Here is an 11,068-nt window from a genome sequence, read left to right as displayed (position 1 = left end):
AATGCGTGCTAATTCTTCATCATCTGTCATAGGGGAATGTGTATGGGTGGTATCAGTATTTGGCAGTTGTTAATTGTTGTCGTCATTGTGGTTCTGCTTTTCGGGACGAAAAAGCTGAGCTCGCTGGGGTCGGATTTAGGTGCATCGATTAAAGGCTTTAAAAAAGCCATGAGCGATGAAGATAAGCCTGAAAAATCCGAGCCGGATGCAGATTTCGCGGCGAAATCCATCGCCGATAAGCCGGATGATGCGAAAAAAGACGAAGCAAAACGCCACGACAAAGAGCAGGTGTAATTCGTGTTCGATATCGGTTTTAGTGAACTGCTGCTGGTGTTCGTTATTGGCCTCATTGTACTGGGGCCTCAGCGGCTACCCGTCGCGGTAAAAACGGTGGCCAGCTGGATTCGTACGCTACGGTCTCTGGCGGCTACCGTGCAAAATGAGATAACTCAGGAACTAAAACTGCAGGAGTTCCAGGATAGCCTGAAGAAAGTCGAAAAGGCGAGCCTGGATAACCTGACGCCGGAGCTGAAAGCATCCATGGATGAGCTGCGTGAAGCCGCGGAATCCATGAAGCGCTCCTATACCGCTCACGACCCTGAGAAAACCAGCGACGAAGCACACACGATCCATAACCCGGTGGTGAAGGGGAGTGAAGCACAGCGCCAGGACATTACGCCAGCCACGGCTGAGCACCAGGCCAGTGCACCTGTACATGCACCGGAAGAGCCCGTTGCCGATGCGCACGCCGCGGCGCCAGCTGAACCTCTCCCGGCCGCCGCTAAAGAAAAAGTGGCGGTAACCGCTTCCGACTCCACTCCTGCATCAAGTGATAAATCGTAACCATGGGCGTAGAAGATACTCAACCGCTAATCTCGCATTTGATTGAGCTGCGCAAGCGCCTGATCAATAGCATCGTCGCGATTCTGGTGATTTTTCTGGCGTTGGTTTACTTCGCCAACGATATCTATCAACTGGTCTCGGCTCCGCTGATTCGACAGATGCCGGTGGGCGCGACAATGATCGCGACCGACGTGGCGTCTCCGTTTTTTACACCGATCAAATTGACCTTTATGGTTTCGGTGATTCTGTCTGTGCCGGTCATTCTTTATCAGGTCTGGGCTTTTGTTGCGCCAGCACTGTATAAGCATGAACGCCGACTGGTGATGCCGCTGCTGGTTTCCAGTACGCTGCTGTTCTATATCGGCATGGCGTTTGCCTATTTTGTCGTTTTCCCGCTGGCGTTTGGCTTCCTGACGCACGCGGCGCCGGAAGGGGTACAGGTTTCTACCGATATCCGCAGCTATCTCGATTTTGTCATGGCGCTGTTTATCGCCTTTGGCGTGTCGTTTGAAGTGCCGGTGGCGATTGTCCTGCTGTGCTGGGTCGGGGTCACTACGCCGGAAGACCTGCGGAAGAAGCGCCCGTACGTTCTGGTGGGGGCCTTTGTCGTCGGCATGCTGTTGACGCCGCCGGATGTCTTCTCGCAAACCTTGCTGGCGATTCCGATGTACTGCCTGTTTGAGGTCGGGGTCTTTTTTGCCCGGTTCTATACCGGGAAACGCATGACGCGTGACGAGGATGCCGCCGCAGAAGAGGCGGGGAGCAAAGAAGAGTAATCAACCGCCCGTCAGGGCGGTTGTCATATGGGAGTAGCGATGTTTGATATCGGCGTCAATCTGACCAGTTCACAGTTTTCACGCGATCGCGATGAGGTGGTAGCCCGCGCTCAGGCCGCAGGCGTGACGGGTATGTTGATTACCGGGACTAACCTGCACGAAAGCGAACAGGCCCGGGAAATGGCGCTTGGCTATGGCCATTGCTGGTCAACGGCAGGCGTCCATCCGCATGACAGCAGCAGCTGGACGGCATCGGTGGCGGAGGCGGTATTTCAGCTGGCGCGCCAGCCGGAAGTGGTCGCCGTCGGCGAATGCGGCCTGGATTTTAACCGCAACTTTTCAACGCCTCAGGAGCAGGAAGCCGCCTTCAGCGCACAGCTGGCGCTGGCCGCAGAGCTGGCGATGCCGGTGTTTTTACACTGCCGCGATGCCCACGAACGCTTTCTGACGCTACTGACCCCATGGCTGGACAAGCTGCCAGGCGCGGTGCTGCACTGCTTCACCGGAACCCGTGACGAAATGCAGGCGTGTGTGGACCACGGCCTGTATATCGGGATCACCGGCTGGGTGTGTGATGAACGACGCGGGCTTGAGCTGCGTAACCTGCTACCGGACATCCCGGCAGAACGGCTACTGATTGAAACGGATGCCCCGTATTTACTGCCTCGTGATCTGAGCCCGAAACCGGCCTCCCGCCGTAACGAACCCGCTCACCTGCCACATATTCTGGCAAGTATTGCGGGATGGCGTGGTGAGGAGGCACAGCGGCTGGAAGAGATAACGGATACCAATGTCAGAACGCTTTTTGGCATCCGCTTTTAACGTGGCAGTCAGACTTTATGGAAGTCGGTGTTTTTGACGCTTTGCAGAACCTGCTTGTTAAGCAGATTCAGGAGCAACATCGAACGCGCTTCGCCGTCCGGTTCGGTGAAGATGGCCTGCAGGCCTTCAAACGCGCCGTCGGTAATCAGTACGGCATCGCCCTGATGCGGTGTCTCCGGGTCGGTGATACCTTCCGGCTTGTAGATCGACAGCTGATGAATGACGGCGGACGGCACCATAGCCGGCTGGGCGCCAAAGCGTACGAAACTGTTCACGCCACGGGTGGCACTGATGGTCGTGGTGTGGATAATTTCGGGATCGAACTCGACGAACAGATAGTTGGGGAACAAAGGTTCACTGACTGTAGTGCGTTTACCTCGGACGATTTTTTCCAGCGCGATCGTCGGCATCAGGCAATTCACAGCCTGTCGCTCGAGATGTTCCTGGGCCCGCTGGAGCTGCCCACGTTTGCAATACAGTAAATACCAAGCTTGCATAATAACTCTTTCCACTCTATTAGCAGCAAGCATAACAAAAGCCTGGAGCGATCGCGAAAGCCAATACCCGTGAAATTAAAAATTCCATATTCTTTCACGCTACTTTAACAAAAGTACAGCATGGCACCGGCGAACACCGTATAATCAGCCGCCTGTATAGAGGTCAATAACAACTCCATGAAATACCATGATCTACGCGACTTTCTGACATTACTGGAGCAGCAGGGCGAACTTAAAAGAATCTCCCTGCCGGTCGATCCGCATCTTGAGATCACCGAAATTGCCGATCGTACTTTACGTGCCGGCGGCCCGGCCCTGCTGTTTGAAAATCCCAAAGGCTACACCATGCCGGTCCTGTGTAATCTGTTTGGCACGCCGCGTCGCGTCGCCATGGGGATGGGGCAGGAAGATGTCAGCTCGCTGCGGGAAGTGGGTAAGTTACTGGCCTTCCTGAAAGAGCCCGAACCCCCGAAAGGCTTTCGCGATCTGTTCGATAAGCTGCCGCAGTTTAAGCAGGTGTTGAATATGCCGACGAAACGTCTGCGCGGCGCCCCCTGCCAACAAAAAATCATTGAAGGCGACAACGTCGATCTGACGCGCATCCCGATCATGACCTGCTGGCCGGAAGATGCCGCGCCGCTGATCACCTGGGGACTGACGGTCACTCGCGGTCCGCACAAAGAGCGGCAGAACCTCGGGATCTATCGCCAGCAGCTGATTGGCAAGAATAAGCTGATCATGCGCTGGCTTTCGCATCGCGGCGGCGCGCTGGACTTCCAGGAGTGGTGCGCGGCTCATCCAGGCGAGCGTTTCCCGGTCTCCGTGGCGCTGGGCGCCGATCCGGCAACGATTCTGGGCGCGGTGACGCCGGTTCCTGATACCCTTTCAGAATATGCCTTTGCCGGTCTGCTACGCGGCACGAAAACCGAAGTGGTGAAGTGCATTTCTAACGATCTTGAAGTGCCCGCCAGCGCGGAAATTGTGCTCGAAGGCTATATCGAACCGGGTGAACTGGCGCCGGAAGGGCCGTATGGCGACCATACCGGCTACTACAACGAAGTGGACAGCTTCCCGGTCTTTACCGTGACGCATATTACCCAGCGCGAAGACGCCATTTACCACTCCACCTACACCGGCCGTCCGCCGGATGAACCTGCGGTGCTGGGCGTGGCGCTGAATGAAGTGTTCGTGCCGATTCTGCAAAAGCAGTTCCCGGAAATTGTCGATTTTTATCTGCCGCCGGAAGGCTGTTCTTATCGCCTGGCCGTGGTCACGATGAAAAAACAGTACGCCGGTCACGCGAAACGCGTAATGATGGGCGTGTGGTCGTTTTTACGCCAGTTTATGTACACTAAGTTCGTGATCGTCTGCGATGATGACGTTAATGCACGCGACTGGAACGATGTGATCTGGGCGATTACTACCCGTATGGACCCAGCTCGTGATACGGTACTGGTAGAAAATACGCCAATCGATTATCTGGATTTTGCCTCGCCGGTTTCCGGTCTGGGTTCAAAAATGGGGCTGGATGCCACAAATAAATGGCCTGGCGAAACCCAGCGTGAATGGGGTCGTCCAATCAAGAAAGATCCTGAGGTGACGGCACGCATCGACGCCATCTGGGATGAGCTGGCTATCTTTAAATAATAGTAAGCGGGGCTAACGCCGCTGTTTTGCTCTATAGACCCGACAGAGGGGACGCATGACAACCTTAAGCTGTAAAGTGACCTCGGTGGAGGCGATTACCGATACCGTATATCGCGTTCGATTAGTGCCGGAAGCGGCATTTTCTTTCCGCGCTGGTCAGTATTTGATGGTGGTAATGGATGAGCGCGATAAGCGCCCGTTCTCTATGGCTTCCACACCGTCGGAACAGGAATGTATTGAACTGCATATCGGCGCTTCTGAGCTCAACCTGTATGCGATGGCGGTGATGGATCGCATTCTGAAAGAGCGTGAAATTGAGGTTGATATCCCGCATGGTGAGGCCTGGCTGCGCGAAGACGAAGATCGTCCGCTGATTCTCATTGCCGGGGGCACCGGGTTCTCCTATGTGCGTTCTATTCTGCTGACGGCGCTGGCGCAGAATCCTCAGCGGGACATCGCTGTTTACTGGGGTGGCCGCGAAGCGAAGCACCTCTACGATCTGGCGGAACTGGAAGCGCTGAGCGTGGAACATCCGGGTCTGCGGGTGGAGCCGGTGGTTGAACAGCCGGAAGAAGACTGGCGCGGCCGTTCCGGCACCGTGTTGACCGCGGTACTGCAGGATTACGGTACGCTGGCGGAGCATGATATCTATATTGCCGGTCGCTTCGAGATGGCCAAAATTGCCCGTGAGCTGTTCTGCAATGAGCGTAACGCCCGTGAAGATCGCCTGTTCGGCGATGCGTTTGCCTTTATCTGATGCCTTCCTCTCTCTTCGGGGAGAGGACCAGGGATGACAGAAATAAAAAACCCGCCCCTGACAGGCGGGAAAAACGGCAACTAAACTCTTCCCCGTCCGCCTTTACGCTGTCTCTTTGTTGGCTGCCCTCGCATACCCCGGTCACATAGTTATCTATGCTTCCGGGGATGTGCTCAGTTGCCGCCGCAATACAGCGCAAATGCGTGAGGGGATATTTTCCCGATTAAACCCGTTCGAATACCGTCGCGATCCCCTGACCCAGCCCGATACACATGGTGGCCAGACCAAACTGGGCGTCTTTCCGCTCCATCTGATTAATCAGGGTCGTGCTGATACGCGCGCCGGAACATCCCAGCGGATGACCCAGAGCGATCGCGCCGCCGTTGAGGTTGATCTTCTCGTCGATCTGCTCCATCAGCCCAAGATCTTTAATGCACGGCAGGATCTGTGCGGCGAAGGCTTCGTTCATTTCAAACACGTCGATATCGTTCACTGATAGCCCGGCTTTTTTCAGCGCCAGTTTTGAGGCTGGTACCGGACCGTAGCCCATAATCGAAGGGTCACAGCCGACCACCGCCATGGCGCGAATACGTGCACGAGGTGTCAGCCCCAGTTCGCGGGCGCGGGTTTCGCTCATTAACAGCATGGCGGCAGCGCCGTCCGACAATGCCGATGAGGTTCCTGCCGTCACGGTACCGGTCACCGGGTCGAATGCTGGTCTCAGCGTCGACAGTGCTTCCACGGTGGTTTCCGGGCGGATCACTTCATCATAGTTAAATGACTTCAGTACGCCGTCGGCATCATGGCCGCCCGTCGGGATGATTTCCGCTTTGAATGCGCCGGACTGCGTGGCTGCCCATGCCCGGGCGTGGGAGCGCGCGGCGAACTGGTCCTGCATTTCCCGGCTAATGCCGTGCAGGCGCGCCAGCATTTCGGCGGTCAATCCCATCATGCCGGCCGCTTTTGCGACATTGCGGCTCAGCCCCGGGTGAAAATCGACGCCGTGGCTCATCGGGACGTGGCCCATATGTTCCACTCCGCCAATCAGACAGACGCTGGCGTCTCCGGTCATGATCATTCTGGCGGCGTCATGCAGCGCCTGCATCGATGATCCGCACAGGCGGTTGACCGTCGTCGCCGGTACCGAGTGCGGGATTTCGGCGAGGAGCGCGGCATTACGCGCAATATTGAAACCTTGCTCCAGCGTTTGTTGCACGCAGCCCCAGTAGATATCGTCAATCGCGGACGGATCCAGCGACGGGTTACGCGACAGCAGGCTACGCATCAGGTGCGCGGAGAGATCTTCCGCGCGCACGTGGCGAAAAGCGCCGCCCTTCGAACGGCCCATCGGGGTGCGAACTGCATCAACAATGACAACCTGTTCCATTGTGACTCCTTAAGCCGTTTTCAGAACACCCGCCGGGCGGGCTGGTTCTACCGGAGGATAGTAGGGTTCGTTATGGCCCGCTTTATTACGCAGACCTTCCGGGACGTCATACAACGGACCGAGTTGCTGGTACTGCTGCGCCATATCGAGGTATTTTGCGCTGCCGAGGGTATCCAGCCAGCGGAAGGCGCCGCCGTGGAACGGCGGGAAGCCGAGGCCATAAACCAGCGCCATATCCGCTTCGGCCGGGCTGGCAATGATGCCTTCTTCCAGACAGCGCACCACTTCGTTGACCATCGGAATCATCATGCGGGCGATAATTTCTTCATCGCTGAAGTCGCGTTTTGCCTGGCTCACATCGGCCAGCAGGGCATCAACGGCCGGGTCTTCTTCTTTCTTCGGCTTACCTTTACTGTCTGCCTGATAGCGCCAGAAGCCGAGACCATTTTTCTGACCAAAGCGGCTGGCGTCGAACAGGGCATCAATGGCGTCGCGGTAATCTTTTTGCATGCGCTGCGGGAAACCGGCAGCCATGACGGCCTGCGCATGGTGTGCGGTATCGATGCCAACGACGTCCAGCAGGTATGCCGGGCCCATCGGCCAGCCAAACACTTTCTCCATCACCTTATCGACTTTGCGGAAGTCGGCGCCATCGCGTAAGAGCTGGCTGAAGCCGGCGAAGTAAGGGAACAGCACGCGGTTGACGAAGAAGCCGGGGCAGTCATTGACCACAATCGGCGTTTTGCCCATTTTGCTGGCCCATGCCACCACTTTGGCGATGGTTTTATCCGAGGTTTTCTCGCCGCGAATGACTTCAACCAGCGGCATGCGATGCACCGGGTTAAAGAAGTGCATGCCGCAGAAGTTTTCCGGTCGTTGCAGGACGCTGGCCAGCTCACCGATCGGAATCGTTGAGGTATTGGAAGCCAGTACCGTATCCGGGCGTACTTTCTCTTCGGTTTCCGCCAGCACGGCCTTTTTCACTTTCGGGTTTTCGACGACGGCTTCCACCACGACGTCAACGCGTTCAAAACCGGTGTAATCCAGGGTAGGGTGAATCGTACCGATCACGCCTGCCAGTTTCAGACCGTCAATTTTCCCGCGCTCAAGCTGCTTGTTGAGCAGTTTGGCGGCTTCGTTCATCCCAAGCGTCAGTGATTTATCATTAATATCCTTCATGATCACCGGCACGCCTTTCCAGGCGGACTGGTAGGCAATCCCGCCCCCCATGATCCCGGCGCCCAGTACCGCGGCCTGTTGCGGAGTCTCAACGTCTTTGGTCAGCTTCTTCGCTTTGGCTTTGACGTACTGATCGTTGAGGAAAATACCCACCAGTGCCCGGGCTTCTTTGGTGTGCGCCAGCGGGACAAAGCTTTGGTTTTCCAGATTGAGCGCTTCTTCACGGCCGAAACGGGCGGCCGCTTCGATGGTTTTTACCGCCGTTATCGGTGCCGGATAGTGTTTGCCAGCGGTCTGCGCAACCATGCCTTTGGCGATGGTGAAGCTCATGGTGGCTTCAATCTTGCTGAGTTTCAGCGGCTCCAGCTTCGGCTGACGTTTGGCTTTCCAGTCCAGATCGCCGTTGATGGCCTGACGAAGAATGGCGATCGCGCCATCACGCAGTTTCTCCGGTTTGACAACCCCATCCACCAGGCCAATTTTCAACGCCTGATCGGCGCTGACATCTTTACCGGCAGCGATAATTTCCAGCGCGCTATCGGCGCCGAGCAGGCGCGGAAGACGCACCGAACCACCGAAGCCCGGCATGATACCCAGTTTGGTTTCCGGCAAGCCGATGCGTAGATCCGGGGTAGCCAGGCGATAGTCCGTCGCGAGAACGCATTCGCAACCGCCGCCCAGCGCATAGCCGTTCACCGCTGAAATCGTGGGAACCGGCAAATCTTCCAGGCGATTAAAGACGCTGTTGGCAAAATGCAGCCACTGGCTGAGCTGTTCCTGTGGTACCAGGAACAGGGAAAGGAATTCGGTAATGTCGGCACCGACGATAAAGGCCGCTTTTTCTGAACGCAGCAGCAGCCCCTTGAGATCTTTTTGCTTTTCGAGCACGTCCAGCGCGTCACCGAGGCTGGCTACGGTTGCGGTGTCGAGCTTGTTCACCGAGCCGGGGGCATCGAACACCAGTTCGGCAATGCCATCTTCCAGCCAGTCGAGGTATAGGTTGTCGCCTTTGTAGAGCATGTCAGTCTCCTGAATCCAGCAATGTGATCTGGTCGTACCAGATGAAACGGAGTGTGGGATTTATGTTAAAGAATTGCAAATGAGTCTTTAAATAAATGCTGGTCTGATCACACCCGGCGGAAATCACCCTGCCTGAGGCCAATGTGCTAAGATGCGGAACATCACGATCCAATAAAAGCAAAGGATGAAAGATGGAATCACTAGCCGCGCTCTATAAAAATCATATCGTTACCCTACAAGAACGTACCCGTGATGCTTTAGCGCGTTTTAAGCTCGATGCGTTACTGATTCACTCTGGTGAGCTGGTCAACGTCTTCCTCGACGATCATCCGTATCCCTTTAAGGTCAACCCGCAATTTAAATCCTGGGTACCGGTGACCCAGGTGCCAAACTGCTGGCTGCTGGTGGATGGCGTCAACAAGCCGAAATTGTGGTTCTATCTGCCGGTGGATTACTGGCATAACGTGGAACCGCTGCCGACCTCTTTCTGGACGGAAGAAGTTGAAGTGATCGCGCTGCCGAAAGCGGACGGTATTGGTAGCCAGCTGCCGGCAGCACGCGGCAACATCGGCTATATCGGGCCGGTACCGGAGCGGGCGCTGGGTCTGGATATCGCCGCCGAAAATATCAACCCGAAAGGGGTGATCGATTACCTGCACTACTACCGCTCTTATAAAACCGATTATGAACTGGCCTGCATGCGCGAAGCGCAGAAATCGGCGGTGAATGGCCACCGTGCCGCTCATGAAGCCTTCCTTTCAGGAATGAGCGAGTTCGATATTAACCAGGCCTACCTGACGGCTACCGGCCACCGCGATACCGATGTGCCTTACAGCAATATCGTGGCACTGAACGAACATGCTTCCGTGCTGCACTACACCAAACTGGATCACCGTGCACCGGCAGATGCGCGCAGCTTCCTGCTGGATGCCGGGGCGGAATATAACGGCTACGCAGCCGACCTGACCCGCACCTGGGCTGCGCACAGCGACAATGACTATGCGCATCTGATTAAAGACGTCAACGATGAGCAACTGGCGCTGATTAGCACCATGAAAGCGGGCACCAGCTATGTGGATTACCATATCCAGTTCCATCAGCGCATCGCGAAGCTGCTGCGTAAGCACCAGATCGTCACCAACATGAGCGAAGAAGCGATGGTGGAAAACGACCTCACCGGGCCGTTTATGCCGCACGGCATTGGTCACCCGCTGGGTTTACAGGTTCATGATGTGGCGGGGTTCATGCAGGATGATTCAGGCACGCATCTGGCGGCGCCGTCGAAGTATCCGTATCTGCGCTGCACTCGCATTCTGCAGCCGCGTATGGTGCTGACGATTGAGCCGGGTATCTACTTTATTGAATCTCTGCTGGCGCCGTGGCGCGAAGGGCAGTTCAGCAAACACTTCAACTGGCAGAAAATTGACGCGCTGAAGCCGTTTGGTGGGATCCGTATTGAAGATAACGTCGTCATTCACGAAAACAGTGTTGAAAATATGACGCGTGACCTGAAACTGGCGTAATGGATAGCTGGTTGATACCGGCCGCGCCGGTTACCTTCGTTGAAGAGATTAAAAAGAGTCGCTTTATCACGCTGTTGGCACATACCGACGGCGTGGTTGCGGCGAAAGCCTTTGTGGAGTCCGTCAGGGCAGAGCACCCGGACGCCCGTCACCATTGTGTGGCGTGGGTGGCCGGGCCACCCAATGACTCGCAGCAGCTGGGGTTCTCTGACGATGGCGAACCGGCGGGGACGGCTGGTAAGCCGATGCTGGCGCAGCTGATGGGCAGCGGCGTTGGCGAAATAACCGCCGTGGTGGTGCGCTACTACGGCGGGATTTTGTTGGGCACCGGTGGTCTGGTCAAAGCCTACGGTGGCGGCGTGCATCAGGCGCTTGCTGAGCTAACAACTCAGCGCAAGACGCCGTTAACCGCATATACTTTGCAGTGTGAATACGGGCAGTTAGCCGGGATTGAAACGCTGTTGGCTCAGTTCTCAGGACGCATTGTCGAAAGCGAATATCAGGCGTTCGTCCAGCTCAGAGTGGCGCTTCCGCAAGCTGAAGTGGCCTCTTTTTCGACAAAACTGGCTGATTTTAGTCGTGGTTCGTTGCAATTATTAAAGATTGACGAATAATCC

The 11,068-nt window shown here is 56.1% G+C and carries 11 protein-coding genes; 8 read left to right on the top strand and 3 right to left on the bottom strand.

The genetic code is table 11. From position 1 onward, the window contains the following. The first annotated feature begins 42 nt into the window (after nucleotides 1-42). Genes tatA through tatD form a run of 4 tightly spaced genes read left to right on the top strand, consistent with a single transcriptional unit; the run spans nucleotide 43 to nucleotide 2,441 of the window. The gene (tatA, locus tag HF679_RS17365) at nucleotides 43-294 is read left to right on the top strand and encodes a Sec-independent protein translocase subunit TatA (protein WP_123758083.1); all 252 of its coding nucleotides are present in this window, start codon (nucleotides 43-45) and stop codon (nucleotides 292-294) included. Between the two features lie 3 nt (nucleotides 295-297). Then, a complete protein-coding gene (tatB, locus tag HF679_RS17360) occupies nucleotides 298-843 on the top strand; it encodes a Sec-independent protein translocase protein TatB (protein ID WP_123758082.1) in 546 nt (181 codons plus the stop codon). Nucleotides 844-845: 2 nt separating this feature from the next. Beyond that, complete coding sequence (gene tatC, locus HF679_RS17355; protein ID WP_123758081.1) at nucleotides 846-1,619, top strand: Sec-independent protein translocase subunit TatC; 774 nt, start codon at nucleotides 846-848, stop codon at nucleotides 1,617-1,619. Nucleotides 1,620-1,646: 27 nt separating this feature from the next. Continuing rightward, nucleotides 1,647-2,441 carry a 3'-5' ssDNA/RNA exonuclease TatD gene (gene tatD, locus HF679_RS17350; protein WP_187042250.1) on the top strand — a complete coding sequence of 265 codons (795 nt, stop codon included), beginning with the start codon at nucleotides 1,647-1,649 and terminating at the stop codon, nucleotides 2,439-2,441. 8 nt (nucleotides 2,442-2,449) lie between these two features. Here the strand turns inward: tatD and rfaH are convergent, their stop codons facing one another. Beyond that, entirely contained in the window at nucleotides 2,450-2,938 is a 489-nt protein-coding gene (gene rfaH / locus HF679_RS17345; protein WP_154145228.1) for a transcription/translation regulatory transformer protein RfaH, read from the bottom strand. A gap of 177 nt (nucleotides 2,939-3,115) precedes the next feature. On the opposite strand from rfaH, the gene ubiD reads away from it, so the two are divergent. Beyond that, nucleotides 3,116-4,585 (top strand): 4-hydroxy-3-polyprenylbenzoate decarboxylase, encoded by a 1,470-nt coding sequence (gene ubiD / locus HF679_RS17340; protein WP_154145229.1) that lies wholly within the window; start codon nucleotides 3,116-3,118, stop codon nucleotides 4,583-4,585. Nucleotides 4,586-4,640: 55 nt separating this feature from the next. After that, a complete protein-coding gene (gene fre, locus HF679_RS17335) occupies nucleotides 4,641-5,342 on the top strand; it encodes an NAD(P)H-flavin reductase (RefSeq protein ID WP_123758077.1) in 702 nt (233 codons plus the stop codon). Nucleotides 5,343-5,565: 223 nt separating this feature from the next. Here the strand turns inward: fre and fadA are convergent, their stop codons facing one another. Further along, nucleotides 5,566-6,729 carry an acetyl-CoA C-acyltransferase FadA gene (gene fadA, locus HF679_RS17330; protein ID WP_123758075.1) on the bottom strand — a complete coding sequence of 388 codons (1,164 nt, stop codon included), beginning with the start codon at nucleotides 6,727-6,729 and terminating at the stop codon, nucleotides 5,566-5,568. Between the two features lie 9 nt (nucleotides 6,730-6,738). Continuing rightward, the gene (gene fadB, locus HF679_RS17325) at nucleotides 6,739-8,928 is read right to left on the bottom strand and encodes a fatty acid oxidation complex subunit alpha FadB (RefSeq protein ID WP_123758074.1); all 2,190 of its coding nucleotides are present in this window, start codon (nucleotides 8,926-8,928) and stop codon (nucleotides 6,739-6,741) included. A gap of 191 nt (nucleotides 8,929-9,119) precedes the next feature. On the opposite strand from fadB, the gene pepQ reads away from it, so the two are divergent. Then, entirely contained in the window at nucleotides 9,120-10,451 is a 1,332-nt protein-coding gene (gene pepQ, locus HF679_RS17320; protein ID WP_123758072.1) for a Xaa-Pro dipeptidase, read from the top strand. Continuing rightward, a complete protein-coding gene (locus tag HF679_RS17315) occupies nucleotides 10,451-11,065 on the top strand; it encodes an IMPACT family protein (protein ID WP_123758071.1) in 615 nt (204 codons plus the stop codon). The genes pepQ and HF679_RS17315 overlap by 1 nt, the downstream gene beginning before the upstream one ends. Nucleotides 11,066-11,068: the final 3 nt, after the last annotated feature.

It is taken from the genome of Enterobacter sp. JUb54, from assembly GCF_014298075.1.
In the GTDB taxonomy this organism is placed as follows: Bacteria; Pseudomonadota; Gammaproteobacteria; order Enterobacterales; family Enterobacteriaceae; genus Klebsiella; species Klebsiella lignicola.
This window is presented reverse-complemented; position numbering and strand designations above follow the sequence as displayed.